This window comes from Microbacterium sp. MM2322 (assembly GCF_964186585.1).
GTDB lineage: Bacteria > Actinomycetota > Actinomycetes > Actinomycetales > Microbacteriaceae > Microbacterium.
Window position 1 is genome coordinate 661,875 of record NZ_OZ075067.1, and the last position, 25,787, is coordinate 687,661.

At 69.9% G+C, this 25,787-nt stretch carries 24 protein-coding genes; 14 read left to right on the top strand and 10 right to left on the bottom strand.

Features of this window, described 5'->3' with window-relative positions:
* Nucleotides 1-46: 46 nt before the first annotated feature.
* The 3 genes from ABQ271_RS03220 to aspS all read right to left on the bottom strand — a co-directional run bounded on the left by ABQ271_RS03220 (nucleotide 47) and on the right by aspS (nucleotide 3,821).
* Nucleotides 47-1,180: an ABC transporter substrate-binding protein gene (locus ABQ271_RS03220; protein ID WP_349310098.1), complete on the bottom strand. Its 1,134-nt coding sequence runs from the start codon at nucleotides 1,178-1,180 to the stop codon at nucleotides 47-49.
* Between the two features lie 114 nt (nucleotides 1,181-1,294).
* Nucleotides 1,295-2,467 carry a mechanosensitive ion channel family protein gene (locus tag ABQ271_RS03225; protein ID WP_349310099.1) on the bottom strand — a complete coding sequence of 391 codons (1,173 nt, stop codon included), beginning with the start codon at nucleotides 2,465-2,467 and terminating at the stop codon, nucleotides 1,295-1,297.
* Nucleotides 2,468-2,480: 13 nt separating this feature from the next.
* Nucleotides 2,481-3,821: an aspartate--tRNA(Asn) ligase gene (aspS, locus tag ABQ271_RS03230; RefSeq protein WP_349310100.1), complete on the bottom strand. Its 1,341-nt coding sequence runs from the start codon at nucleotides 3,819-3,821 to the stop codon at nucleotides 2,481-2,483.
* A gap of 109 nt (nucleotides 3,822-3,930) precedes the next feature.
* On the opposite strand from aspS, the gene ABQ271_RS03235 reads away from it, so the two are divergent.
* Genes ABQ271_RS03235 through ABQ271_RS03265 form a run of 7 tightly spaced genes read left to right on the top strand, consistent with a single transcriptional unit; the run spans nucleotide 3,931 to nucleotide 10,344 of the window.
* On the top strand, nucleotides 3,931-4,614 hold the full coding sequence (locus ABQ271_RS03235) for a DedA family protein (RefSeq protein WP_349310101.1): 684 nt from the start codon (nucleotides 3,931-3,933) through the stop codon (nucleotides 4,612-4,614).
* A 58-nt stretch (nucleotides 4,615-4,672) separates the two neighbouring features.
* Nucleotides 4,673-5,302 carry a histidine phosphatase family protein gene (locus ABQ271_RS03240; protein WP_349310102.1) on the top strand — a complete coding sequence of 210 codons (630 nt, stop codon included), beginning with the start codon at nucleotides 4,673-4,675 and terminating at the stop codon, nucleotides 5,300-5,302.
* Nucleotides 5,299-5,898, top strand: coding sequence for a TlpA disulfide reductase family protein (locus tag ABQ271_RS03245; protein ID WP_349310103.1), 600 nt, complete (start codon nucleotides 5,299-5,301; stop codon nucleotides 5,896-5,898). Before ABQ271_RS03240 ends, ABQ271_RS03245 begins: the two co-directional genes overlap by 4 nt.
* Nucleotides 5,895-6,692, top strand: a complete 798-nt coding sequence (locus tag ABQ271_RS03250) for a cytochrome c biogenesis protein CcdA (RefSeq protein WP_349310104.1) — start codon at nucleotides 5,895-5,897, stop codon at nucleotides 6,690-6,692. Before ABQ271_RS03245 ends, ABQ271_RS03250 begins: the two co-directional genes overlap by 4 nt.
* A gap of 7 nt (nucleotides 6,693-6,699) precedes the next feature.
* Nucleotides 6,700-8,421, top strand: coding sequence for a cytochrome c biogenesis protein ResB (locus ABQ271_RS03255; protein ID WP_349310105.1), 1,722 nt, complete (start codon nucleotides 6,700-6,702; stop codon nucleotides 8,419-8,421).
* A gap of 29 nt (nucleotides 8,422-8,450) precedes the next feature.
* Nucleotides 8,451-9,470, top strand: a complete 1,020-nt coding sequence (ccsB, locus tag ABQ271_RS03260) for a c-type cytochrome biogenesis protein CcsB (RefSeq protein WP_349310106.1) — start codon at nucleotides 8,451-8,453, stop codon at nucleotides 9,468-9,470.
* A 4-nt stretch (nucleotides 9,471-9,474) separates the two neighbouring features.
* Nucleotides 9,475-10,344 (top strand): metal-dependent hydrolase, encoded by an 870-nt coding sequence (locus ABQ271_RS03265; protein ID WP_349310107.1) that lies wholly within the window; start codon nucleotides 9,475-9,477, stop codon nucleotides 10,342-10,344.
* Between the two features lie 56 nt (nucleotides 10,345-10,400).
* On the opposite strand, the gene ABQ271_RS03270 is transcribed toward ABQ271_RS03265, so the two are convergent.
* Nucleotides 10,401-12,704: a YhgE/Pip domain-containing protein gene (locus ABQ271_RS03270; protein WP_349310108.1), complete on the bottom strand. Its 2,304-nt coding sequence runs from the start codon at nucleotides 12,702-12,704 to the stop codon at nucleotides 10,401-10,403.
* Nucleotides 12,701-15,568 carry an MMPL family transporter gene (locus tag ABQ271_RS03275; protein WP_349310109.1) on the bottom strand — a complete coding sequence of 956 codons (2,868 nt, stop codon included), beginning with the start codon at nucleotides 15,566-15,568 and terminating at the stop codon, nucleotides 12,701-12,703. The genes ABQ271_RS03270 and ABQ271_RS03275 overlap by 4 nt, the downstream gene beginning before the upstream one ends.
* Before the next feature lie 107 nt (nucleotides 15,569-15,675).
* Here ABQ271_RS03275 and ABQ271_RS03280 point away from each other — a divergent pair, with 107 nt between their 5' ends.
* Nucleotides 15,676-16,272, top strand: a complete 597-nt coding sequence (locus ABQ271_RS03280) for a helix-turn-helix domain-containing protein (protein ID WP_349310110.1) — start codon at nucleotides 15,676-15,678, stop codon at nucleotides 16,270-16,272.
* A gap of 3 nt (nucleotides 16,273-16,275) precedes the next feature.
* Here the strand turns inward: ABQ271_RS03280 and ABQ271_RS03285 are convergent, their stop codons facing one another.
* Nucleotides 16,276-17,265: an o-succinylbenzoate synthase gene (locus ABQ271_RS03285; protein WP_349310111.1), complete on the bottom strand. Its 990-nt coding sequence runs from the start codon at nucleotides 17,263-17,265 to the stop codon at nucleotides 16,276-16,278.
* A 24-nt stretch (nucleotides 17,266-17,289) separates the two neighbouring features.
* Nucleotides 17,290-18,102 carry a DUF1206 domain-containing protein gene (locus ABQ271_RS03290; RefSeq protein WP_349310112.1) on the bottom strand — a complete coding sequence of 271 codons (813 nt, stop codon included), beginning with the start codon at nucleotides 18,100-18,102 and terminating at the stop codon, nucleotides 17,290-17,292.
* Nucleotides 18,103-18,178: 76 nt separating this feature from the next.
* On the opposite strand from ABQ271_RS03290, the gene ABQ271_RS03295 reads away from it, so the two are divergent.
* The 4 genes from ABQ271_RS03295 (at nucleotide 18,179) to ABQ271_RS03310 (ending at nucleotide 21,824) form a co-directional block, all read left to right on the top strand.
* The gene (locus tag ABQ271_RS03295; protein ID WP_349310113.1) at nucleotides 18,179-19,189 is read left to right on the top strand and encodes a LacI family DNA-binding transcriptional regulator; all 1,011 of its coding nucleotides are present in this window, start codon (nucleotides 18,179-18,181) and stop codon (nucleotides 19,187-19,189) included.
* 73 nt (nucleotides 19,190-19,262) lie between these two features.
* Nucleotides 19,263-20,774 carry an alpha-N-arabinofuranosidase gene (locus ABQ271_RS03300; protein WP_349310114.1) on the top strand — a complete coding sequence of 504 codons (1,512 nt, stop codon included), beginning with the start codon at nucleotides 19,263-19,265 and terminating at the stop codon, nucleotides 20,772-20,774.
* A gap of 76 nt (nucleotides 20,775-20,850) precedes the next feature.
* Nucleotides 20,851-21,282 (top strand): hypothetical protein, encoded by a 432-nt coding sequence (locus tag ABQ271_RS03305; protein WP_349310115.1) that lies wholly within the window; start codon nucleotides 20,851-20,853, stop codon nucleotides 21,280-21,282.
* The gene (locus ABQ271_RS03310) at nucleotides 21,237-21,824 is read left to right on the top strand and encodes a hypothetical protein (RefSeq protein ID WP_349310116.1); all 588 of its coding nucleotides are present in this window, start codon (nucleotides 21,237-21,239) and stop codon (nucleotides 21,822-21,824) included. Before ABQ271_RS03305 ends, ABQ271_RS03310 begins: the two co-directional genes overlap by 46 nt.
* Before the next feature lie 56 nt (nucleotides 21,825-21,880).
* Here ABQ271_RS03310 and ABQ271_RS03315 read toward each other — a convergent pair whose 3' ends face one another.
* Nucleotides 21,881-23,200, bottom strand: coding sequence for a DUF222 domain-containing protein (locus tag ABQ271_RS03315; RefSeq protein ID WP_349310117.1), 1,320 nt, complete (start codon nucleotides 23,198-23,200; stop codon nucleotides 21,881-21,883).
* Between the two features lie 82 nt (nucleotides 23,201-23,282).
* Here ABQ271_RS03315 and ABQ271_RS03320 point away from each other — a divergent pair, with 82 nt between their 5' ends.
* Nucleotides 23,283-23,537 (top strand): hypothetical protein, encoded by a 255-nt coding sequence (locus ABQ271_RS03320; protein ID WP_036310177.1) that lies wholly within the window; start codon nucleotides 23,283-23,285, stop codon nucleotides 23,535-23,537.
* 2 nt (nucleotides 23,538-23,539) lie between these two features.
* Here the strand turns inward: ABQ271_RS03320 and ABQ271_RS03325 are convergent, their stop codons facing one another.
* Nucleotides 23,540-24,433 (bottom strand): zinc-ribbon domain-containing protein, encoded by an 894-nt coding sequence (locus ABQ271_RS03325; protein WP_349310118.1) that lies wholly within the window; start codon nucleotides 24,431-24,433, stop codon nucleotides 23,540-23,542.
* 68 nt (nucleotides 24,434-24,501) lie between these two features.
* On the opposite strand from ABQ271_RS03325, the gene ABQ271_RS03330 reads away from it, so the two are divergent.
* Entirely contained in the window at nucleotides 24,502-25,260 is a 759-nt protein-coding gene (locus ABQ271_RS03330; protein WP_349310119.1) for a hypothetical protein, read from the top strand.
* 20 nt (nucleotides 25,261-25,280) lie between these two features.
* Here the strand turns inward: ABQ271_RS03330 and ABQ271_RS03335 are convergent, their stop codons facing one another.
* Entirely contained in the window at nucleotides 25,281-25,694 is a 414-nt protein-coding gene (locus tag ABQ271_RS03335; RefSeq protein WP_349310120.1) for a glucose-6-phosphate dehydrogenase, read from the bottom strand.
* Nucleotides 25,695-25,787 lie beyond the last annotated feature (93 nt).

Consider the following 25,787-nt stretch of genomic DNA (forward strand, 5'->3'; position numbering starts at 1 on the left):
GCGAGCGGGGGGCCCGTGACCGGACCCCCCGCAGGTGCGACGGTGGTCACTGGACCGCGGCCGCCCATTCCTTGCCCAGCAGCGTGCCGGCCTTCGTCGACTGGTCCTCGGTCGGAACGACCGTGTCGGCGGGCGCCTTCGGTAGCTTGGCGGCGAGGTCGGCGTCGATCGTGCCGGCCTTCGTCATCGCCTCCATGCGGACGGGACGTGCGCCGCCCTTCAGCCAGAGGTTCTGCACCTCGTCGCTGTAGAGGAACTCCTGCCACAGACGTGCGGCGGCAGGATGCGGGGCGTCGGCGTTGATGGCCTGGTTGTAGTAGCCCGCGTATCCGACGCCGTCGAAGACGACCGTCTTCCACGTGGGGACGTCGGCGGAGTGCGCGGCGTTGAGGTAGTCCCAGTCGAAGACGACCGGCGTCTCACCGCTCGCGACGGTCGCGCTCGTGACGTCGAGCTTCAGCATGTTGCCGGCCTTGTCGAGCTTCGAGAAGAAGTCGATGCCCGGCTGGAAGTCGTCGAGCTTCCCACCCGACTGCACCGTCGCCAGGCCCACGGCTGCGAAGGCGGCGCCGGCCTGCGTCGGGTCGCCGTTGATGGCGACCGAGCCGCGGTACTTCTCACCGAGCAGGTCGGTCAGCTGCGTGGGGGCGTCGAACTTGGCCGAGTCGTAGCCGACCGACATGTACCCGCCGTAGTCGCCGACGAAGAGCCCCGTCGGCTCCTTGAGCTCGGCGGGGATGTCGTCCCACGTCTGCACCTTGTAGGGGGCGAAGCGGTCGGTGTTCTGCAGGGCCACGGTCAGGCCGAGGTCGAACACGTCGGGAGCGGTGTCGAGGCCCTCGTTCGTCTTGGCCGCGGTGATCTCTTCCGCGCTCGAGAAGTCGGGCGACTGCTCGTTGATGGCGATCTCGGGGTAGCGCTTGGCGAACAGGTCGAGGATCTCGCCGTAGTTCGCCCAGTCGCGGGGGAGGGCGATGACGTTCAGGGCGCCCTCGGCCTTCGCGGCCTCCTCGAGCTTCGCGAAGCCGCCGGCGTCGGTGACGTCCTTCGCGGTGGCGGCGGGGGACTTCTCGCCGGAGGCGTTCTCTGCGCCGGTGGCACCGGCACAGCCGGCCAGAGACAGTGCGGCGATCGTCGTGATGGCGAGTACGGCGGCTCGCCGCCGGGACATGCGGGACATGCGTTTCCTCTCGGGTGTTCCGGTGTGCGCGGGCTCGCGACACCGGGGGGGACGAGGGGAAGCTACGTCCGGCCGATGACCCGGAGGGTCCCGGCTCGTGAACGAGCGGTGACGTTACGTCGACGTCTCCGGGTCGTCCTCGCGCAGGATCGGAATCGCATTCGTGAAGGTGCTCGCGCGCCGCTCGGCCTCGGCGCTGCCGGTGAACAGGCCGTCGTTCGTCGGCGTGGGGTCGGTACGGGTGCGCGCGCCGGGAGCCGCGGCATCCGTCATCAGGACGCGCTGCACGGGGAGCGCCTGCGGCATCGACTCCTGCACCCACGAGACCATGGCCTCGCGGACGAGGCAGCGGAGGTCGAACAGCGTCGGGGCGTCCTTCGCGGTGACGAGGATGCGGATGCGCACGTAGCCGGCGATGGCATCGGTCACCTGCAGGACCGCCGTCCGGCCGTCCCAGAGATCTGTCCGCTCGACCACGCGGTGCAGTTCGGCGCGCATGAGGGTGGGCGAGACGTTCCAGTCGAGATCCATCTCGACGGCGCCGAGGAGTTCCGAGCCACGACGCGTCCAGTTCTCGAACGGGGTGGTCGTGAAGTAGGTGCAGGGGAGCACGAGACGCCGATCGTCCCAGAGGTCGAGGACGACGTAGCTCAGGGTGATCTCGCCGACCCTGCCCCACTCGCCCTCGGCGACGACGACGTCGTCGACCCGCAGCGCGTCGCTGAACACGATCTGGAGCCCCGCGAACACGTTCGCGAGCACGGACTGGGCGGCAAGGCCTGCGACGACCGACGCGATGCCCGCCGATGCGAGCACGCTCGCCCCGATGGCGCGCACCGAGTCGAAGGTCAACAGCACCGCACCGATCCCGATGACGATGATGATCGCGATCGCGAGGCGGCGGACGACGAGGGTCTGCGTCCGGATGCGGCGGGCCACCCGGTTGTCGGGTACGTCGATGCGGTAGCGGCCGAGCGCAACGTCGGTCGCGACGACCACGAGCGAGGCGAGCAGCCACGCGCTCGCCGCGATGATCAGGATCGTGAGGATCTGACCGAGGATGCCGCGCCACGTCTCATCGGGGAAGGCCACCCGGACGGCGACCCAGAACGCCACCGCCAGCAGCAGCATCCGGAACGGCGCGCGCGACTGCCGGCTGAGCACGCTCGCCCACCGGCGGCGACGGGCGATGACCGCCAACGCGATCGTCGCGACGACGGCGATGACGACCGCCGCCGCGATGCCGATGAGCGCCGCGATCCCGAAGTCGATCCAGCGATCCCACATGGGCGTGTCCCGGTTACGGGGCCAGGCGGGTCGGGCCGCGGAAGAGGTAGGTGACCTCGCGGATCGACTCCTGGCCGAGCAGCAGCATGAGCACGCGCGCGAGGCCCATGCCGAAGCCGCCGTGCGGCGGGGCGCCGAAGCGGAAGAAGTCGAGGTAGAAGTCGAGGTGCTCGGGGTCGAGGCCCTTCTCCTTCGCCTGCTCGATCAGGACGTCGACCCGGTGCTCGCGCTGCGCGCCGGTCGTGATCTCGACGCCGCCCATCAGCAGGTCGTACGACTTCGTCAGCCCGGTCTCCTCGTCGCGCATGTGGTAGAAAGCGCGGATCGCGGGGTGGTAATCGGTGATGAAGACGAACTGGTGACCGTAGGTCTCCTGCACGTGGGCCGCGATCTGACGCTCGCCCTCGGGGTCGAGGTCCCCGTCGGTGCGGGGGATCTCGTAGCCGCGGGCCGCGACGATCTCGCGCGCCTCGGCGAGCGGGATCCGCGGGAAGGGCAGCTCGGGGACGACCACGTCGATGTCGAAGAGCGCCTTGATCTCGTCGCCGTGCTTGTCGGCGACGGCGCGGATCGCGGTCTGCAGGAGCTCTTCCTGCATCTTCGCGACGTCCTCGTGCGAGTCGATCCAGCTGATCTCGGCGTCGATCGAGGTGAACTCGGTCGCGTGGCGCGACGTGAAGGAGGGGTCGGCGCGGAAGGCGGGGGCGATCTCGAAGATCTTGCCGAAGCCGGCGACCTGAGCCATCTGCTTGAAGAACTGCGGGCTCTGCGCGAGGTACGCCGTCTTGTCCTCGAAGTACGGAACCTCGAAGAGCTCGGCGTTCGACTCCGACGGCGAGGCCATGAGCTTCGGGGAGTGGACCTCGATGTAGTCGCGCTCCACCCAGTAGCTGCGCATCGCGTGCTCGAGAGTGGTCTGGACGCGGAAGACGAGGTTGTTGCGACGCTGGCGCAGGTCGATGAAGCGCCAGTCCATGCGCTTGTCGAGGCCGGAGTCCGCGGCGATCGGCGTCTCGGGCAGGGCCGCGGCGGCGATGTCGAGGGCGGCGAGTTTGATCTCGACGCCGCCGAGCTTGACGCGCTCGTCGTGCTTGAGCTCGCCGGTCGCGGTCAGGAAGGTGCCGGTCGACAGGTTCGAGATGAGATCCGTGAGCGCCAGGGCGGCGGCATCCTGCTCACTGCCGTCCTCGGCGGGACGCGTCGCGGGGTTCACCAGCTGCACCGCGCCGGTCTCGTCGCGCAGGATGACGAACTGCACCTTCTTCTGATCGCGGACGGTCTCGACCCATCCGGAGATCGTGACGGGACCGTCTTCACGGGACTGCAATTTCTCGACAAGGGTGCGTTCGCTCACGGGGGGAGAGTCTACGCGGCACCCAGGTGGCGCCGATCCTCGCGACTTAGGCTGGGTGGCCCAGGGGGCCCGGCCGGGCATCCGATCACCGAGCGCGAAAGAGCACCCGATGACCGCAGCGAACGCCGCCTCTTCTTCCGGGGACGGATCCTGGCTCTCCGCGATCGCGGACTGGGTCGTCTCTCTGATGGACCTCATCGGTCCCCCCGGCGCCGCGGTCGCCGTCGGGCTCGACAATCTCTTCCCGCCCATCCCAAGCGAGGTCATCCTCCCGCTCGCAGGGCTCGCTGCGTCGCGCGGATCGTTCACCCTCGCCGAGGCGATCGGGTGGACGACGTTCGGGTCGGTCTTCGGCGCGTACATCCTCTACGTGCTCGGGCGCGTGCTCGGTGCGGACCGCCTCACTCGCGTCGCCGAGAAGATCCCCCTCATGAAGGGCGAGGACGTCACGAAGACCGTCGCGTGGTTCGAACGCCACGGTGCGGTGGCCGTGTTCTTCGGGCGCATGGTCCCGCTGTTCCGGAGTCTCATCTCGATCCCGGCGGGAGTCTCGAAGATGCCCTGGTGGAAGTTCGGTCTCCTGACGACGGCCGGAAGTCTCCTCTGGAACTCGATCTTCGTGCTCGCGGGGTTCTTCCTCGGGGAGAACTGGCACATCGTCGAGGAATACGCCGGCGTGTTCCAGAACATCGTCATCGTCGTGGTCGTCGCCCTCGTGGCGTGGTTCCTCGTCGTCCGCATCCGATCCGCCGTCCGGAGCCGCCGCGAGTCGACAGAGGATGCCGCCGACTGAAGCCGCTCGCGGCCCGCGCTCAGGTCCCCCATAGAACCCCCTCACGTAGACTGAAGGGGTGCCCGCTGCCCGCCTCCATCTCGTGCGCCACGGGGAAGTCCATAACCCCGAGCGCGTGCTCTACGGACGCTTGCCGGGCTTCCACCTCAGCGACGACGGCCGCGGCATGGCCCGCGCCGCCGCCGAGCACCTGAAGGCAGAGGGCCGCCCGGTCCGGTCCCTGGTCTCCTCACCGCTCGAGCGTGCCCGCGAGTCCGCGGCGCCGATCGCGGAGCTGTTCGGGCTGACTCCGGTGATCGATGCCCGTGTGCTCGAGCCGACGAACGTCTTCGAGGGAAAGCGGATGCGGAGCGCACTCCGAAACCCGCTGAGCTGGTGGCACCTGCGGACCCCCGCTCTGCCGAGCTGGGGCGAGGCCTACCTCGAGGTCGTCGAACGCATGCAGGCCGCGATGCGGGACGCCTGGAACCGCACGCCGTCCGGCGACGCCGTCATCGTCTCCCACCAACTGCCCATCTGGATCACGCACCTGTCGGTCGCGGGCCTGCCGCTGCGTCACGATCCCCGCCGCCGTCGGTGCGAACTGTCGAGCGTGACGAGCTTCGAGCTCGACGGTGACGTGTGGCGCGAGGTCGAGTACGCAGAGCCCGCCGCCACCGCAGGTGCCGTGGATGTGGGGGCGGTATGACGCGCCGCATCCTCGCCGCTCTGGCAGCCGCCGCGCTGGTCGTCGGACTGTCCGCCTGCTCGAGCGAGAACGACAACCTCTCGGATCTGTATCGCGAGGGCAACACGCAGGGCTTCATCTCGAGCGATGGTCGTGTCGAGACGATCCCGGCGGAAAAGCGCGGTGAGGCGCTGACGTTCACGGGAACGAGCACCGACGGATCCGACATCTCGAGCAAGGACTTCGCGGGCGACGTCCTCGTCCTCAACTTCTGGTACGCCGCCTGCGGCCCGTGCCGAGCGGAAGCGCCAGTGCTCGAGCAGACCTTCCAGGACACGAAGGATGACGGCGCGCACTTCCTCGGCGTCAACATCTACGACGGGCCCGATCAGGCGGCCTCGTTCGACGAGACGTACAAGATCACCTACCCGTCGATCCTCGCCCGCGGCGACGTCGACCTGAAGCTCGCGTTCGCGGATTGGACGTCGCTCCAGGCCGCTCCGACGACGCTCGTCGTGGACCGCAAGGGCCGGGTCGCGGCGCGCCTCTTCGGTCAGCTGCCGGATGCCACGACTCTCCGCGAGCTCGTCGACGACGCCCTTGCGGAGAAGGGATGAACCCCGGCTCGATCGTGGCCGACGGATCGCTGTGGTTCGCGATTCCGATCGCCGCTCTCGCCGGACTCGTCTCGTTCCTCTCCCCGTGCGTCCTTCCGCTCGTCCCCGGCTACCTCGGCTTCCTCGGCGGCGCGATGACCCCGCGCGAGCCGCGGACACGGTCGACGGATGCCGCCGCCGGAGCGGTGGCCACCCGCGTCCGGACCGAGGCGCCGCCTCGCGGCCGCCTGCTCGTCGGCGTCGCGCTGTTCATCGCCGGGTTCACTGTCGTCTTCCTCGCGATGGGCATCTTCGCGGGCACGCTCGGTCGCGTCTTCATCGAGTACCAGGACCTGATCACCCGCATCCTCGGTCTCGTCGTGATCGTGATGGGCCTGATCTTCATCGGGGTCTTCGGGTTCGCGCAGAAGATCTACCGGCCCCAGCTGACGCAGAACCTCGGCATCGTGGGTGCGCCGCTCCTCGGCCTCGCCATGGGGATCGGCTGGGCGCCGTGCATCGGCCCCACTCTCGCGACGATCCTGAGCATGGCGTACAGCCAGGCCGATCCGCTGCGTGCGGGGACGCTCGCGGTGGCGTACTCGCTCGGCCTCGGCATCCCGTTCGTCCTGCTCGCGCTCGGTGCCGGATGGGCGACGCGCTCGGTCGCCTTCGTACGGCGCCACATCCGCATCGTCAACATCGTCGGCGGCGTCCTGCTGGTCGCGCTGGGCGTACTGATGGTGACCGGTGCGTGGGCCGCTCTCATGTCAGAGTTCCAGGGGGTGGTGGCCGGTGTCCCGACGTTCCTCTGAGGATTCCGTGCGCGAGACGGTCGACGGTCCCCTCCGGCCGACCGACCACCTCGATCAGACGGGTCAGGGCGACCCGGCGGGCGAGGACGGCGGTCCTGTCTTCTCGGGCGGACAGCCCGTGCTCGGCGTCGTCGGGTGGCTCCGCTGGGGGTGGCGCCAGCTCACGAGCATGCGCACCGCGCTCGTCCTGCTGCTGTTGCTCGCCATCGCCGCGATCCCCGGTTCGCTCGTCCCGCAGCGCAGCGCCGACCCGAACGGCGTCACGCAGTGGCGTGTCACCAACCCCGACCTGTACCCCACGTTCGAGACGCTCCAGCTCTTCGACGTGTACTCGTCGGTGTGGTTCTCGGCGATCTACATCCTGCTCTTCATCTCGCTCATCGGGTGCGTCCTGCCGCGCACCAAGCATCACTGGAAGGCCCTCCGCGCACGCCCGCCGCGGACGCCCGCGCGCCTGTCCCGGCTGACCGACCACCTCGAGGCGACGGTCGCCGTCCCGACGGGGGAGGATGCCGCCGGGCACGCCGGGCACGCCGTCGATCTCGCCGAGGCGCAGCTGCGCTCCGCTCGTTACCGCGTCGAGCGCTACGACCGGAACGGCGTCGCCTCGGTCTCGGCCGAACGCGGCTACCTCCGCGAGACGGGCAACCTGATCTTCCACGGCGCGCTCGTCGGCGTGCTGATCTCGGTCGGCATCGGCGGTGGGTTCACCTACACCGGGCAGACGGTCATCACCGAGGGCGACGGGTTCGTGAACTCCCTCGGCCTCGGCTACACCTCGTTCAACCCCGGTCGCTTCGTCGACACCGAGGCGCTGACCCCGTACTCGATCAGCCTCGACCGCTTCGATGTGACCTACGCGCCGCCGCCGTCGGGGCAGGCGGGCAACTTCGAGGCGCATGTCACGACCCGCTTCCCCGGGCAGAAGGCCGAGGACCAGGTCATCGAGGTCAACCATCCGATCACGATGGCCGGCGACCGCGTCTACCTGATGGGCAACGGCTACGCGCCGACCATCACGGTGCGAAACCGCGCCGGCGACGTCGTGTTCAGCGAGTCGGTGCCGTTCCTGCCGCAGAGCCCCACGATGACCTCGCAGGGCGTCGTCAAGGTTCCCGACACGGGCGGCAAGCAGCTCGGGCTGGTCGGCTTCTTCTACCCGACCGTCGCGAAGCTTCCGAGCGGCGCGCTCACGTCGGCCTACGGGGACCTCGTCGATCCCCGCCTGACGTTCTTCGTCTACGAGGGCGACCTCGGCATCAACAACGGCGCCGCGCGATCGGTGTACGCCCTCGACACCGACGGCATGACCGAGATCGCCGGCCGCAACGCCGACACCCCCTCGCTCGAACTCTCGCCGGGGCAGACCGTCGACCTCCCGGGCGGACGCGGCACCGTCACGTTCGAGGACGAGACGCAGAGCGGCGCGCCGGAATCCGTGAAGCGCTACGTCTCTCTCTCGATCCACAACGACTCGAGCGCCCCCTGGGTCCTGTTCTTCGCGATCCTCTCCCTCCTCGGCCTCTTCACGGCGCTGTTCGTGCCGCGTCGGCGCATGTGGGTGAAGGCGACGCCCGACGGCGACGAGGTGCGGATCGAATACGCGGGTCTCGCCCGCGGCGAGGATCCCGCGATCGGAGTCGCGGTGGCCGACCTCGCACGGCGTCACGGCGAGGCGATGGGTGACCGATCGGCATCCACCCCCGTCGCTCCCGCGAACGTAAACTGATTTCACCCACTTCTTACGAAGGACCCTTCATGTCGTTCGATGACATCTCCGTGCTGCTGCTGTGGACCGCGATCGCGATCTACACGCTCGGCTTCCTCGCGTTCACCGTTGATCTCGCGCGGCGCTCCGAGCTGGCGATCGCGGCACAGGACGCGAAGGCGCGCACCCTCGTCGCCGCGGGCGGTGGCGGCCAATCGATCGACGACATCCGCGCCGAGGAGGCCGCCGCGAAGATCGCGCTCGAAGCGGCGCCGTCGAAGCGTGGACGCTACCTGTTCGCCCGCCTCGGGGTCGTCCTGACGACGATCGGGTTCCTCTTCCACGTGGGAGCGGACGTGACCCGCGGTATCGCGGCCGGCCGGGTGCCGTGGTCGAACAACTACGAGTTCGCTCTGACGGGCACGCTGCTCGTGGTGATGGTGTTCCTCACCGTCCTCGTGAAGTACGACCTGCGCTTCCTCGGCGCGTTCATCAACGGCCTCATCGTCATCCTCCTCGGCGGCGCCGCGCTGGCGTACTACGTCGAGGTCGTCCCGCTCTCCGACCCCCTGAAGAGCGTCTGGCTCGTCATCCATGTCTTCGTCGCGTCCCTCGCATCGGCCTTCTTCGCGCTCGCCTTCGCCCTGTCGGTCGTCCAGCTCTTGCAGTCCCGACGCGAGCGCAACGCTCTCGCCGCAGTGGGGACGGATGCCGCGCCGCGCACGCGCCTGCCTTTCCTCCGCACGCTGCCGAGCGCAGAGGTGCTCGAGTCCCTCGCGTACCGGTTCGCGATCATCGGCTTCGTCCTCTGGACCTTCACCCTCATCGCCGGCGCGATCTGGGCCAACGACGCGTGGGGCCGGTACTGGGGCTTCGACACGAAGGAAGTTTGGACGTTCGTCATCTGGGTCGTCTACGCGGGATACATCCACGCGCGTGCGACGCGCGGCTGGCGCGGAACCCGGTCGGCGTGGCTGTCGATCGTCGGCTTCACCGCGGTGATCTTCAACTTCACGATCGTCAACCAGTTCTTCCAGGGCCTGCACTCCTACAGCGGCCTGCCCAGCTGAGCCCGTGGCGCACATCCCCGCCACGGTCGTGACCTACCCCGACGGGGAGGTCACCGGCACGGCCACCGTCGTGCACACCGTTCCCCTCGCGGACGGTCGGATCGGCGTCATCGTCGACCGCACGCCGTTCCACCCCGTCGACACCGCGTGGCCCGACCAGCCCGCGGACGTCGGCTTCTTCCGCACCGCCGACGGCGACCTCACGGTCGTCGACACCCGCACCGGCGGTGTCCACGAGGGTGACCTCTTCGTGGGAGACGACCTCCCTGTCCGCATGGGGACCGAAGGCTGGACGTTCGTGGTCGTCCACATCGTCGACGGGTCCGCCCCGGCCGTGGGCGAGAGGGTCGAAGCGTACGTCGACGCGGGCCTCCGGGCGGCGCTGTCGGCCGGTCACACGGCGTGCCACCTCGCGTCCCTCGCGCTCGATGCGGCTCTCGCGGATGCCTGGACGAAGGTCGTCCCCACGGATGCCGCCGGTCACCCCGCGTTCGACATGCTCGCGATCCAGACGTCCCTCATCACCGAGTACGGCTCGACCGACGTGTACCGCGTCGGCAAGTCGTTGCGGAAGAAGGGCTTCGACCCGACTGCCCTCGCGGACCTGGGTGAGGTCGAGGAGCGTGCGAACACGACGCTGGCCGAGTGGTCGGGTACGACCGGAGCCATCGGCATCCACCGAGACGATCAGACTCTGGCGGGCCGGCGCTCCTGGCGCTGCGACCTTCCCGGGGGGCGCGTGGAGCTGCCCTGCGGCGGCACGCACCTCACCTCGCTCGCCGACATCGCAGAGATCACGATCGCCCTGGAATCGAGCGAGGTGCCCGGCGGCATCGAACTCGCCATGACGACGTCGATCCGCCTCACCCGCTGAGCCGCGCGCGGGTCGCGGCGGCTCAGCGAGGCGGCTCACGCCTGGCTGTGCCAGTGTCAGGCCGGCTGTGCCAGTACTGCGCGGGCCGAGGTCGACCGGTGCCGCATGACGGCCAGGATGCCGGCGCCGGCGGCCAGGACCGTCCAGAGCACGAGGCCGACGGCAGCGGTCGCGCCACCCCCGGCATCCGTCAGTGCGGCCAGCATCGCGGTGTAGGCGGGAGCCGTGGGAAGCAGGCCCGCGACGTCGAGGAGCGTGCCCGGCACCGTCGAGACGATCCCGGTCGCCAGGGCCATGACGCCCACGAGCGCGGCGACCCAGCGTCCGATTCCGCCGAACAGGGCGACCAGGGCGTGGTTGACGGCTGCGAAGGCGACTCCGGCCAGCACGCACATCCCGGCGAAGGCCCACCAGGCGGCCATGTCGTAACCGGCAGCGAGCTGGACGATGATCGCGACCAGGACGCCCTGGAGTGCGCCGATGAGCGCTCCCGGAGCGAGGGCTCGGAGCGCCAGAGCGGCGGACGACCGACGCGACGCGAGTGCCGTTCGCGGGACCGCCCGGAGAACGACGAACGACGCGAGTCCGCCGAACCAGAGCGCGAGGGTGGCGAGCAGCGGCACCGCAGACGCCCCGAACAGCGACGATCCGCCGCCGTCGGCGACGACCGGCTTCGCGACGATCGCGGCAAGGTCTGCGGCCTGCGTCTTCGTGTAGCTCGGCACACCGTCGACGGCCTTGTCGAGGCCGGTCGCGAGGTCGCCGGTGCCGTCGGCGATCTTGTCGACGCCGGTGGAGAGATCGCCTGCACCGGTCGCCAGGGCGCCCACGCCGTCGGCGAGCTGGTCGGTACCGTCTGCAGCGCTGCCCGCGCCCGAGGCGAGGGCCTGTGCTCCCGTCGAGAGCTGACCGGCGCCCGAGGACAGCTGGTCGGCACCGCCGGCGAGCTGGTCGGCGCCGCCCGCGAGCTTCCGCACGCCGGTGGCGGCCTGGCCCGCGCCGTCGGCGAGGCCCGCCGCGCCGGTCGACAGGGCGCCGGCGCCGTCAGCGAGCTTGTCCGCGCCGTCGGCGAGCTGATCCATGCCGCCGGCGAGCTTCTGCGCGGCGGCGGCGGAGGTGCTCAGGCCCTGGCTCAGGTTCGGACCGAAGTTCGCGAGAGCGTCCAGGTCCTTCGCGAGCTGCTCCGAATCGCTCACGGTGTTCTGCAGCTGAGGGAGTGCCTTGGTCGCCTGAGCCGAGGCATCCGTCAACTGATCGCAGAGCTCGGCGCCCGCCTGCGCGGGGACGCACGCCTCTGCGGCGGCCGAGAGCGCATCGACGACGGCCGTGACGGCCTGACTGTTCTGCTCGCCGTTCGCGGTGAGGGCCTTGAGGCCGTCGACGAGCTCGGACGGGACAGCGGGGATCGCGGCGGTCTGCTCCGCGGCCTTCGTGAGGCCGTCGGCGAGCTGCTGCGTGCCGTCGGCGATCGGTCGGGCGCCCGCCGACCATTCGTCGAGGCCGTTCGAGGTGGCGGCCGCACCGCCGGCGAGCTTGTCGGCGCCGCCCGCGAGGGTGTCGATGCCGTCGGCTGCGGCGCCGGCGCCGTCGGCGAGGCGGTGCGCGCCGGTGGCGAGGCCGGATGCGCCGGTCGCGATTCCGCCGGCTCCCGTCGCGATGCCGTCCGCGCCCGTCTGGAGCTTGCGGATGCCGTCGGCCAGCGAGTATCCGCCTTCCGAGGCGGTCGACGCGCCGTCGGCGAGCTTCGCGGCGCCGTCGGCGGCACCGTTCGCCCCGTCCGCGAGCTGCGTCGCACCGTCGGCGGCCTTGCCCAGCTGCTCGTTGAGGGTGGTGAAGCCGAGGAACACGTTCTCGAGGTAGCCCGTCGTGAGCCGCTCACCGAGGACGGATGCCGCGGTCGACGTCACCTGCGAGGTGATGGCGTCGTCGACGATGCGGGCATCGGGCGACGAGGTCAGTTCGATCGTGGCGCGCTCGGGGGTCCCGCCGGGGGCCGTCGAGGTCGCGGCCGCGGAGAAGTTCTTCGGGATGGTGACGATCGCGTCGTACGTCCCGTCTTCGAGGCCCTCCTTCGCGTCGGCGGTGTTGGAGATCGTCCAGGTGAGGTTGCTGTCGAGCTGGTCGGATCCTTCGACGAGACCCGACGTCAGCAAACGGCCGAGCGGCGTGGTCTGACCGTTCACCTCGACCGGCTTGTCGTTGTTGACGATCGCCGTGTTCAGTGCGTCGAGTCGTTCGGTCGGGTTGTAGAGGGCCGCGACGAGGACGCCGCCGATGACGGCGGGAAGCAACAGCACGCCGAGGATCGTGAGCCACGAGATGGGGCGCCGGGTCTGCGCGCGTTCGATGGAGAGAGTCATGAGGGGATCACCTGGGTGGGGGCGTCGGTTTCGAGGGGGGAGGGTGCGGAGACGCGCAGGGTGTCGGGCTTCGGTCGGTACGCATCCGCGAGGATGCTGCGGGCCGCCTCGACGTCGCGGGCGGAGGCCACGATCGTCAGCTCGCCGCCCTTGGCGGCGACGGTGTTCGACGCATCGCGGAGGAGGGCAGCGGCCTGATCACGGTCGGCCCCCGTGAGGGAGTCGAGGCCGACGATCACGACGAACCGGGTGCGGCCCGCGAGGGCGCGCCGCAGGTCGGCCAGGGGAGTCTCGGCGCCGGAGAGCTCGGCAACCGACACGTGCGCACGGACCCACGCGGCGCGACCGGGCAGCAGGTGCCCCGACACGCGCAGAAGGCCGGAGGTCGGCGCGATGCGCCCCGCGACCGTGAGCAGGAACGCCCGGGAGGCATGCGGGTCCGCCGCGGTCACGAGCAGCGTGCCGCCGTCGTCCAGGCGGACGCTCGCACCCGAGAACACGAGGATGTCGGCGTCGGCGGATTCGGCGCGCACCTCGAGGTCGTCCGCCGCGAGCGCACCGGTCCAGCCGGGCTCCGGCCACTGAGCGTGCGCACGTTCGTGCTCGACCGCCTCGCCCTCGATGTCGACCTTGGGAAGCATGCGCTCGAGCCAGCGCGGCATCCACCATGCCTTGTCGCCCAGCAGGGCCATCACCGCCGGGGTCAGCGTCATACGCACGAGGAAGGCGTCGACGGCGATGCCGACGGCGAGGCCCAGCGCGATCGGTTTGATCGAACTGTCGCCTTCGGGGACGAACGCCGCGAACACCGCGAACATGATGACGGCGGCCGCGACGACGACGCGCGCCGACGCGGTGAAACCGCTGCGGACGGCGGCGACGGCGGTCTCACGGTTCGCCCGTCCACCGCGTGCGCGGACAGCGTGGACGAAGTCTTCGCGCATCCGCGAGACGAGGAAGACCTCGTAGTCCATCGCGAGGCCGAACAGCACGCCCATGAGGATGATCGGCATGAAGCTGATCACGGGACCTGTGCGCGTCACGTGGAGGAGGTCGGCGAGCCAGCCCCACTCGAACACGGCGGCGACGGCGCCGAAGGCGGCGAGGATCGACAGCAGGTAGCCGAGCGTCGCCTTCAGCGGCACCCAGATCGAGCGGAAGACGACCATCAGGAGGATGAAGGAGAGTCCGACGACGAAGATGCCGAAGGGGAGGAGGGCCGCCCCCAAGCGGTCGGAGACGTCGATGCCGACGGCCGTGAAGCCGGTCACCTTCAGGTCGACACCGTACTTGTCCTGCCACTCGTCGTGGTGCGAACGCAGCTCGCGGACGAGGTCGGCGGTCGCCGGGTCGTCGGGGGCCGTGGTCGGGACGATCTGAATGAGACCTGTGTCAGCGGTCTCGTTCGGGGTGGCGAGAGCGACGCGCTTGACGCCGGGGATCGCCTCGACCTCCTTCTTGAGGTCGTCCATGAGGCCGAGCGGGTCGGTCGACGTGACGATGGTCCCGGTCATGACCAGCGGGCCGTTCGATCCTGCGCCGAAGTACTCCGCGTTCAGGTCGTAGGCCTGGCGTGCCTGGCTCGACGGCGGCTGCACACCGGCGTTGGGGAGGGCCAGGTGCAGGCTCCCCGACGGGATCGCCATGATTCCGAGGCCCACGACGACAGCGACCGTCGCGATGATCGGATGCCGCGTGACGAGCATCACCCAGCGGTTGGGGCGCGCGGGCGCCACCGAGGCCGCGGGCGCGGCTGCCGGAGCGTCGTTCGCTGCGCTGACAGTTTCGGCATCCGACTTCCGGCGGCGCGTGGAGACGCCGCGCTGCAGCATCCGTCCGCCCCAGCCGACGACCCGGCCCTTCGCGAAACCGAGGAGGGCGGGCGTGAGGCTCAGGGCGACCGCCACGGCCACCGCCACGGCGACGGCTGCGGCGATGCCCATGGTGGAGAGGAACGGGATGCCGGCGATGCTGAGGCCGACGAGGGCGATCATCACGGTGACGCCGGCGAACACCACGGCGGAACCGGCCGTGCCGACGGCGCCGGCGGCGGATTCCTCGGGGTCCATGCCCGCGCGGACCTGATCCTGATGTCGCGACACGATGAACAGGGCGTAATCGATCCCGACGGCGAGTCCGAGCATGACTGCGAGCATCGGGGTCGTCGAGGAGATGGTCGTCACGGCGGTCGCGAGGAAGATGAGCGCGATCGCGAGGGCGACGCCGATGAGGGCGCTGACCAGGGGGAACCACGCGACCGTGAACGATCGGAACGTCACGATGAGGACGAACAGCGCGATCAGGACTCCGACGACCTCGACGATCGACAGCGCGGGCACCGACGAGGCGAACAGGTCGCCGCCGAGGGCGGACTGGGCGCCCTGGGGGAGTGCGTCGTGGAAATCGGCGGCGGCCTTCTTGACCGCGTCCACCGTGGCGGGGGAGACCTCGGTCGACGAGCCATCGAACTGCATTTGGATGAGCCCGGCCCGATCGTCGTCCGAGACGAGACCGGTGACCATCTTGTCGAAGGGCGACGTCGCCGAGGTGACGCCGTCGATGTCGCCGAGGCGCGTCACGAGATCGTCGATCTCGCCGCGGAGCGGCTGGTCCTTCACCGAGTCGCCGTCGGGCGCGACCACGATCAGCTGCGCGCTCGCGCCGCTCGCCTGCGGGAACGTGCGGTTCAGCAGCTCGAGACCCTGCTGGGCCTCGGTCCCCGGGATGGCGAAGGCGTTGTCCGTGCCCTTCATGAAGAGGGCGACGCCGCCTCCGATGAGTCCGAGCAGCAGGATCCACGCGATGAGCACGCGCCACGAGTGGCGGTAGGCCCATCGGCCGAGGGTGAAGAGGATGGTGGACACAGGCGCTCCTGGATCAGAGTCGGACGGATTCGATACAGCGCTGTATCCGATACACATGTGTATCGTAGACCCGCACGTAGGTCGCGAGCCTGAAGGGTGGGTGTGAGATGGCGCGAAGCCGTGAGAACACGAGGGCTCGACTGCTCGAGGCAGCGCACGAGGTGTTCGCGGAAGTCGGGCTCGACGCGGCATCCGTCGAGACCATCTGCGAACGTGCCGGTTTCACCCGCGGCGCGTTCTACTCGAACTTCGAATCGAAGGACGAACTCTTCCTCGCCCTCATCCGGCAGCTCTCCGAGGACAAGCTCGACGAGGTGTCGGTGCGTGTCAAGAAGCTCTCGGGGGGAAGCGACGCGATCGATCTCGTCCGCCAGATCGCCAGCATGTCGCTCGCAGAGCGGATGGAGCCGCAGCTGCTCAGCGAGGTGCGGACGCAGGCCCTGCGCGACCCGCGACTGGCGGAAGCGTTCCTGGCGTGGCGTGCGCAGATGCTGGGGCGCATCGTGACGATCATCCGCGACGTGAGCGAACTGCACGCCCTCCCGCTCCGGATGCCGGTGGCCGACGCGGCTGCCCTGCTTCTGGACGTGTCGGAGCAGTGCAGCGTGCAGGCAGCTCTCGAGCGACTCTCGGAGCGGCAGGCGAACCGCGCCATGCAGTCACGGCTGGAGCAGCTCGTACCGCTCCTCGTCGGCTCCGCCTGATCCTCAGCCGCCCGCCGAGAGGACGGCGTGGCAGCGCTCGAGGCGCGCGAGCCACCATTCCCGCCGCTCCACGGACGCCGCGTGCGCGTCGAGGAGGGCGCTGTCGGGCGTGACCCGACCGACCGGGAGCTCCCCGTTCCGGGGGCGCAGCGGATTCCGGGTGACATCGGCGGCGAGGAGGGATGCGGTCCCCAGCCCGCAGTCGAAGTCGAGCTCGGGAAGGGATGCCGCCAGCGCGACACCCATCGCGAGACCCACCGACGTGTCGAGCGCGCTCGAGACGACCGCGGGGAGGCCCGCTTCTGCGACGACCGACAGAGCCCGCCGCACCCCACCCAGCGGCTGAGCTTTGATCACGAGCAGATCGGCCGCTCCCGCGCGGGCGACGGCGACGGGGTCGTCGGCCTTCCGGACGCTCTCGTCCGCCGCGATCGGGATGTCCATGTAGCGGATGCGGCCGCGCAGCTCCGCGAGCTCCGGCACCGTCGCGCAGGGCTGCTCGACGTACTCGAGATCGAACTCTGCGAGGGCGTGGATCGCGTGCTCGGCCTCATCGAGGTTCCATCCGCCGTTGGCGTCGACGCGGAGGCGGCCCTCGGGGCCCATCGCCTCGCGGACCGCGCGCACGCGCGCCACGTCATCGGCGAGCACCTGACCGGGTTCGGCGACCTTGATCTTGGCGGTCCGGCATCCGTCGAAGCGGGCGAGGATATCGGCGACGGATGCCGCGGCCACAGCCGGCACCGTCGCGTTCACCGGGATCGCGTCGCGGAGGGCCCGTGGGGTCGGCTGCCAGCCGTACTCGATCGCCGCCGCCAGCCAGGTGGCCGACTCGACGTCGCCGTACTCGGCGAACGGCGAGAACTCGGTCCACCCCTCGGGGCCTTCGAGCAGCATCGCCTCGCGGACGTCGATGCCGCGGAAGCGGGTGTGAAGGGGGAGCGACACCACGCGCGCCGTTGCGCGGAGGTCGGCGAGCGGTGGCAGGTGCATGACCCCATCCTGGCCCGCCACGGGTCAGAGGCGGGTGTACCGGGCGCGGAAGAAGGCGTAGACGCCGTAGGCGATCCAGCCCACGCCGATCAGGACGAGCAGGATCTTGCCGGCGGGGAGCTCGGCGAACGACCGCAGCGCACCGTCGAGTCCGGTCGACTTCTCGGGGTCGTTCGTCGCCGCTCCTACGAGAAAGAGCACTCCGACGCCGGCGAACGCGATGCCGCGGGCGACGTAGCCGACGGTGCCGAGGATGCGGACTCCCCGACCGGCCGTGCCCGACGGCATGCTCAGGTCGCGCTCGAAGCGGTGCGTCACGCCCTTGAACACCAGGTACGCGGCGATGCCGATCACGACGAGTCCGATCGCGACCACGACGAAGACGCCTCCGGAAGTGGAGAGGAGATCCGCCGTCAGGGAGCTGGTCGACCCCGACGAACTCGTGGAGCCGCCCGCGGCGAACGTTCCCGCGCTGAACGCGATGACGAGGTAGACGACCCCTTTCGCGCCGTTCTTGACGATGTGCACGGTGCGGTCTTTGCCCGAGGAGGCGCTGCGATCGAGGAACGCGCTCAGGAGGTGCCACAGACCCAGCGCGGCGAGTCCGATCGTCGCGGCCCACAGCAGGAAAACGCCCCCGGGAGCAGCCGCGAGCTGAGCCAGGGCGCCCGATTGGTCGGCCTGCTCACCGCCGGATGCGCCGAGGGCGAGGGAGATCGCGATGACACCGACGACGATGTGCACCACGCCGCTCGCGGCGAAGCCCGCTCGCGCGAGCACCTGCACGGCTCTGCTGTTTTTGGCGCCGTGCGCCGCGCTCTTGGCTGAGGAGGTCATCGCGCCAGCGTAGTGACGCGGGCGTCTGTCCGCGGGGGGCTTGCGCGGGCGGTACAGTGACGCGCGGGAGGGGCGGATGACACCCACACTGCACGACGTCGCGCGGCTGGCCGGCGTCTCGATCAAGACCGTGTCGAACGTCATCAACGGTCACCCGCACGTGCGGCAGGCCACCCGCGAGAACGTGGAGCGTGCCGTTGCCGAGCTCGGCTACATGCCGAACCTGACCGCGCGGAACCTGCGGAGCGGCCGGACCGGCGCGATCGCGCTCGCCGTGCCGGATCTCGCGCTCAGCTACTTCGCCGAGTTGGCAGGCATGGTCATCGCACACGCCGAGGAGCGCGGCGTCGTCGTCTTGGTCGAGCAGACCGGCGGCGAGCCCGGCCGGGAGCGCGAGTTGCTGCGGAGCCCTCGGCTCGGGCTGACGGACGGCCTGATCCTCAGCCCCCTAGGACTCGACGCAGCCGACCTGGCTGCGCGTCCGGCGGCGTACCCGACCGTGCTTCTCGGTGAGCGGGTGTTCGACGTGCCGCTCGATCACGTCACGATGCGGAACGCCGAGGCTGCCGATGCGGCGACCGCGCACCTGTTGGCGGCCGGGCGTCGGCGCATCGCCGTCCTGGGTGCGCACGACGGCGACGCCGAGGGCGCTGCGGGGTTGCGCTTGCAGGGGCATCGGGCGGCTCTCGACGCGGCGGGCGTCGCATTCGATCCCGAGCTGGTCGTGGCCACGCGGTTCTGGGATCGCTCCGGCGGCGCCGACGCGGTGCGTGATCTCGTGGCCCGCGCGGTGCGATTCGACGCCGTGTTCGGGCTCAACGACACGCTCGCGCTCGGTGCGATCCGTGCGTTGCAGGAGGCGGGGCTGCGCGTGCCGCACGATGTCGCCGTGATCGGCTTCGACGATCTGGATGAGGCGCAGTACTCGATCCCGTCGCTGACCACGATCGACCCCGGGCGGCGCTGGATCGCGCAGACCGCGGTGGACACGCTCCTGCGTCGGGTCGTCGGCGAGGCAGGCGAGCCCGCAGCGGTGCTGTCGGGCGAGTTCGCCCTGCGGGTGCGGGAGTCGGCGCCCGCCGGCTGACGGGCCTTGACGGGGCAGCATCCACGTCGTCATCATGATTTACAACGTTTACCATTCTCGACAAGGACGCCTCATGACCTCCGCACGACTCACCGTCGACGTTGCATCTCCCATCGGGGAGGTCCGTCGCAAGATCTTCGGCGGTTTCGTCGAGCACCTCGGCCGCCACATCTACGACGGCATCCACGAGCCCAGCCACGAGACGGCGGATGCCGAGGGTTTCCGCACCGACGTCATCGACCTCGTCAAGGAGCTCGGAGTCGACACGATCCGCTACCCCGGCGGCAACTTCGTGTCGGGCTTCCGCTGGGAGGACTCGGTCGGCCCCGTCGCGGAGCGGCCGCGGCGGCTCGATCTGGCCTGGCACTCGACCGAGACGAACGAGGTCGGCCTGCACGAGTTCTCGTCGTGGCTCGAGAAGGTCGGGAGCGACCTGATGATGGCCGTGAACCTCGGCACACGGGGCACGCTCGAGGCGATCGATCTGCTCGAGTACTGCAACATCCGCTCGGGCACGACTCTCAGCGATCAGCGCGTTGAGAACGGCGCGACGAAGCCGTTCGACATCCGCATGTGGTGCCTCGGCAACGAGATGGACGGCCCGTGGCAGCTCGGCCACCGGTCGGCGGAGGACTACGGCAAGCTCGCCTCGCGGACGGCGAAGGGGATGCGGCAGCTCGACCCGTCGATCCAGCTCGTCGTGTGCGGCTCGTCGGGTGCGACGATGCCGACGTTCGGCGAGTGGGAGCGCGTGGTCCTCACGCACACGTACGAGGACGTCGACCTGATCTCGTGCCATGCGTACTACGAGGAGAAGGACGGCGACATCGACAGCTTCCTCGCCTCGGCCGTCGACATGGACCGCTTCATCGAGACGGTCGTCGCGACCGCCGACCACGTGGGTGCGGTGCAGCGGTCGTCGAAGAAGATCGACATCTCGTTCGACGAGTGGAACGTCTGGTACCTGTCTCGGTGGGAGAACGTCGAGAAGATCGACGGCATCGACAACTGGCCGGTGGCTCCGCGGCTGCTCGAGGACGTGTATTCGGTGGTGGATGCCGTGGTCTTCGGCAGCCTCATGATCTCGCTACTCAAGCACGCCGACCGGGTCGCCAGTGCGTCGCTTGCGCAGCTCGTCAACGTGATCGCGCCGATCATGACGGAGCCGGGTGGGCCGGCGTGGCGGCAGACGACGTTCTTCCCGTTCTCGCTGACGTCGCGCCTCGCGCAGGGGACCGCGCTGCGGGTGCTGATCGACGCGCCGTCGTACGAGACGGCGGTTTTCGGCGAGGTTCCGCTCGTCGACGCCGTCGCGACGCGCGACGACGAGACCGGGCAGAGCTCAGTGTTCCTCGTGAACCGCAGCCGCACCGAGTCGATCGAGGTGACGGTCGACGTGTCGGGCCTGGGCGTTTCGTCGATCACCGAGACGCACACGCTGTCGGATGACGACGTCTACGCGAAGAACACGCTGGCCGATCGTGAGCGGGTGGCGTCGCGGGCGAACGAGTCTGCGCGCGTCGAGAACGGCACGCTGACGATCACGCTGCCGCCGGTGTCGTGGACGGCGGTCGCCCTCAGCTGACGCCCCGCAGGAGGCATCCGATCGTCCTGGCGAGACGGATGCCTCTGGTGCGACACTCTCGGATGAGGGGGTCGGCATGAAGCGTGCGCTGGTCGTGGGGGGATTCGGAGTGATGGCGGTGGCAGGCATCGCGGGGTGCGCCGCGGGTGCCGCGGCGAGGGTCGATTCGGTGACATGCGTGTCCTGGGCGGCATTCGAATCCGAGGAGTCTCGTATCGAGGCGGCCGATCTCGTGGTCGATGTCGATGCCGTCCAGCCCGATGGCACGAGCGACGTGTACGGGTACGCGGCGAATGCGTATCGTCTCTCGGGGGTGTCGATGATCAAGGGCGACCTGACGGACATCCGCGATCTGCGCGTGGCTTCGACTGCGGACAACTGCGCGTCGCCGGCCTATGCGAACGGGGACCCGATGCTGCAGAAGGGCCCGCTCCGCCTGTACCTGAGTTTCGACAGCGGGCAATGGATCACCCTCTCGCCCTTCGACGGCGTGCGGCCCGCGTCGTGAGGTTCGTCTTCCACCAGCGCGTCCCGCTCGTGGGTGAGCTGCTCGTCCCGGCATCCGATCTCGCGGAGATCGACCCTGACGGGTATGCGCGGGCGATGGCGAAGTACGACGACACCCCGGAGCGGCAGCGTCTCAGAAACACGGCGATCCCGGGCACGGGCCGCACGTGGACCGAGGTCGTCTTTTTGAGCCCGGTGCATCCGCATGCGATCTGGCGGGCCTGGCGCAAGGTGCGCGGCAAGGATCTCCCGCGTGTGGAGTTCTGGGCGATCCCCGCGGCGGACCTGCCGGTGGGAACGGTGGCTCTCGACCGCAGCGTGTCTGCCGTCGGTGACCCGATCGATGCGTCGGAGGTTGCGCCCTTCGACGCGGCGTCGTTCACGACGGCGATCGAGGTACCCGCGGCGAACCGGGTGTGGCTCGAGGAGATGGCGCGTCGCGGGGTGAGCGGAGCCTGGTTCCACGGCATCCCGCATGTTCTGGCGCCAGGCGCGGTTCCGCTCGGGAATGCGCGCGTGATCGGCTGGGAAGAGCCGGTTTGACGACGCTCCTCACCCCCCGCGTATCCCCACACCAGATGGTCACCTCGCCGGCCGATCTAGAACGGCGGCGGCGGGGTTGGATCCGGCCTGAAGTACGGTCCGCGTCTCGGCGGTGGCATGGCCACGTCCGGATCCGGCGGCGGATCGAGGTGTGAGATGAAGCGCGCCGCGGGAGCCGGTCGGTCAGTGTATGTGCGGCCGGTCGGGCTCGTCCAGCGCAGCACTCCTGCCTGCGTCTGGATGACACTCCACGCGGACGCGTGCTTCAGAACGTGATGGCGTCGGCAGAGATGCGCCAGATTGTCGGGTCGCGTGGCACCGCCGTGCGCCGCATCGACGGTGTGGTCGATGTCGGAGCGCCACACCGGGAGGCGGCATCCGACGAATCGGCAGTGCTCGTCCCGCGCGCGAAGGAAGCGGCGCAGCTGCTCGGACGGCCGGTAGCGGTCGACGGCGAGGACGGCGCCTTGGACCGGGTGCGTCATGACGCGATCCCAACCCGAGGCCGCGCCCGCCAGGCGCAGAGCGTCATCGAGGGGAACCGGCCCGTAACCGGCGAGCACGCAGGGCTCGGTCGAACCTGCGACGGCCGTCATGACGGGAACCGTCACCTGGACGTGGCCTGTGATGCCGGCCAGACCGTCCCCATGAGCGACGGGATCTGCGCCGAGGAGAAGATCGGTCAAGACGTCGGCGCGCAGTTCGTCGAGTGAGCGCGAATCGGCTGCGGCGTCACCACCCGCATCCCGCACGGCACGCGCCATCGCCCCCAGACGATCGACGATCCCGTGCGCCTCGACCGCTGGCAGATCCGCGATCAGCCGCGCCATGCCGTCTGCGCTGTTAGCCACGATCACGCGCCGCGCAACTCTCGCGCGGGCATGGCGGTCGGCGAGCGACTCAGGATGCGCGCGCTCGGCGAGGGCGACGGCGATCGGCCGCAACCGCGTGGCCGTCGTCTCTTTCGCCTGTGCGAGCACGCGCCGCTCGAACCACGCTCGCGCGTCGTCGTCGAACAGCCCGGCGGATGCGTCGACGATCACCGAAACGTGCCGCCGGTCGATCGCCCCCTCCTGCCACGCCGCGAGGGTTGCCGGCAGAAGCGTGGACAGGGATGCCGCGGCATCCATTCGCGCCTGCACTGTGCGATCGCCGATGCGGGTCGCTGCGCCCAGCTGCGCGGCCAGATCGCGCGCGGCGAGGTCGGATCCGTGCGAGGTGGTTCCTTGCGCGTCGAGGGACCTCACCCAGGCGTGCGCCTCGGCGAGGAGAGCGACCTCAGCGGCCTCTGCCACGGCAATCCGGCGCCTGGCCTCGAGGGCTCGCTCAACGAACCGTTCCGCCCTGCGGAGGTCGTCGATCGCGGATCCTGACATGTCTCGATCATGGCACCGACCTCAGACATTGATTCGAAACTGCGTCTCGATTGTGGAGAACAAATGTTCTAGCCTGAGTGTCATGGAAGCCCGGGCATTCGAACACGATCTGACGCTGTGGTTCGTCGACGACGTGCCTGCGCGCATGTTCTTCGGTGGTCGCCGGTGGAGCGTGACCGACACCCCCACTCGCCTCGGGCCAGCGACGTGGCCGTCGCCACCCGAGCCGGTTGCACACGCCTGGCGGTTCCAGGCGACCGACCGATCCGGTGTCTCGTTCGTCTTCGACGTCTACGACGACGGTGACCACTGGCATGTCCACCGTGCGTACTCCTGAGCTCACCGAAGGTACGCATCCACCATGAGCTCTCCGCGGATGCCGCGCAGCGCGTCGACGATCGTGGGAACGGTCCGCGATCCGGCTGACCGCACCACCACGTCGTTCGGTCCCCGCGCCTCGAGCCCGCCCGTTCGCACTCGCACCACCTCCCACCCGGCTGCGCGCAGCAGGGAGTCCTTCCGCCGATCGGATGCCTCTCGCTTGCCCACGTGCTCGAGTCCGTGGCGGCCGGGGGTGTCGTACTCCACGGCCACGCGTAGTTCGGGCAGCAGGATGTCGGGCCACACTTCGCGGTGTCTGAAGAACGGTCGCCCGACGCGGACCGCCGTCATCCCTTCGGTGAAGAGGAGCGCGGCGGTGAGGTCTGCGCGCAGGCGCGCTTCCGCGGCGGATGCGGGCCGCGGAGCGCACTCGCTCGTGAACGGCGCCCCGATCGAGACGTCCGGCGTCTTGTCGCAGATCGTCGCGGTCGCACGCTTTTTCACGGGTGCTGGGCCCGGCGCCACCGGCATCCGCACCGCCTTCGCCCGCTCCACCGCAGTGAGCACCGCCTTCGCGTCGAGGCGCTCGACGACCTTCACGGGCCGCGGCGCCGCGAGGGCGGAGCACTCCGGGCACCACGCCGACCGTCGCCGCACGCGGCCCGGCCGCTCCCGCTGCTCTGTCGGTGTCGCGGCGAATCGGTGGCCCGCCGAACACTCCCAGCACAGCAGCACGTCGGCGGCCGGGGGGATCTGCGACAGGACGATGCCCTCGTTGAGGTCGGGGTGGTACTGCCGGATCAGTTCGGGGTACGCAGCCCATGCCGACCGATAGGTGCCGACGGCGTACGGGACGTCGGTGCCGCGCGAGAACTGACGCCGCTCCCACCACCACCGCACCGGTTCCGTCACGGTGCCGACGGTAGAGGCGGGTTCGGACACGTGCAGGTGTCGACGTGGCGACCCGCCATACTGTCGGGGTGAGTCTGCTCCGGAGCCTTCCCGTCGTGCTCGTTCTTGCCGTCGTGCTGACCGGGTGCGTGTCTACGAACGACCTCGAGCCTGAAAAGCTGCCGTCGCCACTTCAGAGCACCACACCCATCGAGCCGCGAGGTGAGTTCGCATCGTGTGCGGATGAGGTCGAGGTGGACACGCCTCTGGTGAATTCCCTGCAGGGGATGCCGGGGATCGACGAGGTCGTCGAGTCGGCGTCACGTGCGAAGAGGTACGAACGCAGCGAACGGGCCTGCGTGCCGGCGGGGACGCAGCCCGGGTATCCGGCGGAGCCGTGCGCGGCCGCGATCGGCGACAACGCTGCCTACACCGCTCCGCTCGACTACATGTTCGCGGCTGGAGCGGCGGATCAGACATCCCTGCAACTCAGTGCCCAGACCGCGGCGGGGGCCGAGTTCGCGTACGCTGCGTCGATGTGGCGGTTCGCCTCGGCGTCAGAGGCCGCGGTGGCGCCGCTCATCGACCTGGTCTCGTCATGCGACGGTGTCATGGAGTCCACGAGCGATGATGCACATCGCTTCGACTTGTTTGACGGCGATGAGCCCCACCTGCGCCTCGTCGTCGCCGAAACCGACGTTCTCCTCTATCGCAGCGTTCAAGTCGCCGACGGGTCCGGCAGCGACGGCGTGCCGTCGACGGCGTCCGGGCTTCTTCCCGCCGCGGCGGTCGACCACCTCGAGAAGTGGTGGCTCGCCAACGCGACGAAGGTTCCGCGCGAGCCCTGATTTCCTAGGCTGAGCCCCGCTCAGACGACCTGCCGTCCGCACATCCCGCAGACGCCCGCGGCGGAGACCTCGACGAAGCAGTCCGGGCACATCGCCCGCACCACGTCGAGCGAGGGACCGGGGCGCCGCGGTGCGACGGTCCGCTCGGGGCGGGCCTTCGGTGCTGCGCCGCGAGCGCGGCCGGGGCTTGCGACCGAGGGCGCGGGAGGCGGCGGTGTCTTCGGGCTGTGCTCGGCGCAGTAGTAGCGCACGAAGCCGGCATGGTTGTTCGGATGCCGGTGCTTGACGGCCCACAGTTCGGTCCGTTCCAGCGGCTCACTGCCCGCGGGGCAGCTCACGCATCGCGTCGGCTCTCCGGGCACGGCCTCGGCGGCGAGGACCGGTACCTCGAACGGAAGAGCGTCCCGCCAGTCGGATGATCTCGTGATCTTCATGCGGGGGTCCCTCCGCGGCGCTCGTTTCGGGGTGAGAGCCGCCCTACAAGCTTCGCACGCCGGCGGCCCGTTCGGGTGCCCGCGGCGGCGGGA

What these genes read in the sequence shown, in the direction of transcription:
- ABQ271_RS03225 (WP_349310099.1), bottom strand. Translation starts at nt 2,467, where the DNA reads ATGTGGGATCGCTGGATCGACTTCGGGATCGCGGCGCTCATCGGCATC.
- ABQ271_RS03290 (WP_349310112.1), bottom strand. Translation starts at nt 18,102, where the DNA reads ATGACCTCCTCAGCCAAGAGCGCGGCGCACGGCGCCAAAAACAGCAGA.
- ABQ271_RS03305 (WP_349310115.1), top strand. Translation starts at nt 20,851, where the DNA reads ATGAAGCGTGCGCTGGTCGTGGGGGGATTCGGAGTGATGGCGGTGGCA.
- ABQ271_RS03235 (WP_349310101.1), top strand. Translation starts at nt 3,931, where the DNA reads ATGACCGCAGCGAACGCCGCCTCTTCTTCCGGGGACGGATCCTGGCTC.
- ABQ271_RS03300 (WP_349310114.1), top strand. Translation starts at nt 19,263, where the DNA reads ATGACCTCCGCACGACTCACCGTCGACGTTGCATCTCCCATCGGGGAG.
- ABQ271_RS03320 (WP_036310177.1), top strand. Translation starts at nt 23,283, where the DNA reads ATGGAAGCCCGGGCATTCGAACACGATCTGACGCTGTGGTTCGTCGAC.
- ABQ271_RS03270 (WP_349310108.1), bottom strand. Translation starts at nt 12,704, where the DNA reads ATGACTCTCTCCATCGAACGCGCGCAGACCCGGCGCCCCATCTCGTGG.
- ABQ271_RS03335 (WP_349310120.1), bottom strand. Translation starts at nt 25,694, where the DNA reads ATGAAGATCACGAGATCATCCGACTGGCGGGACGCTCTTCCGTTCGAG.
- ABQ271_RS03280 (WP_349310110.1), top strand. Translation starts at nt 15,676, where the DNA reads ATGGCGCGAAGCCGTGAGAACACGAGGGCTCGACTGCTCGAGGCAGCG.
- ABQ271_RS03250 (WP_349310104.1), top strand. Translation starts at nt 5,895, where the DNA reads ATGAACCCCGGCTCGATCGTGGCCGACGGATCGCTGTGGTTCGCGATT.
- ABQ271_RS03285 (WP_349310111.1), bottom strand. Translation starts at nt 17,265, where the DNA reads ATGCACCTGCCACCGCTCGCCGACCTCCGCGCAACGGCGCGCGTGGTG.
- ABQ271_RS03220 (WP_349310098.1), bottom strand. Translation starts at nt 1,180, where the DNA reads ATGTCCCGCATGTCCCGGCGGCGAGCCGCCGTACTCGCCATCACGACG.
- ABQ271_RS03295 (WP_349310113.1), top strand. Translation starts at nt 18,179, where the DNA reads ATGACACCCACACTGCACGACGTCGCGCGGCTGGCCGGCGTCTCGATC.
- ccsB (WP_349310106.1), top strand. Translation starts at nt 8,451, where the DNA reads ATGTCGTTCGATGACATCTCCGTGCTGCTGCTGTGGACCGCGATCGCG.
- ABQ271_RS03245 (WP_349310103.1), top strand. Translation starts at nt 5,299, where the DNA reads ATGACGCGCCGCATCCTCGCCGCTCTGGCAGCCGCCGCGCTGGTCGTC.
- ABQ271_RS03315 (WP_349310117.1), bottom strand. Translation starts at nt 23,200, where the DNA reads ATGTCAGGATCCGCGATCGACGACCTCCGCAGGGCGGAACGGTTCGTT.
- ABQ271_RS03310 (WP_349310116.1), top strand. Translation starts at nt 21,237, where the DNA reads ATGGATCACCCTCTCGCCCTTCGACGGCGTGCGGCCCGCGTCGTGAGG.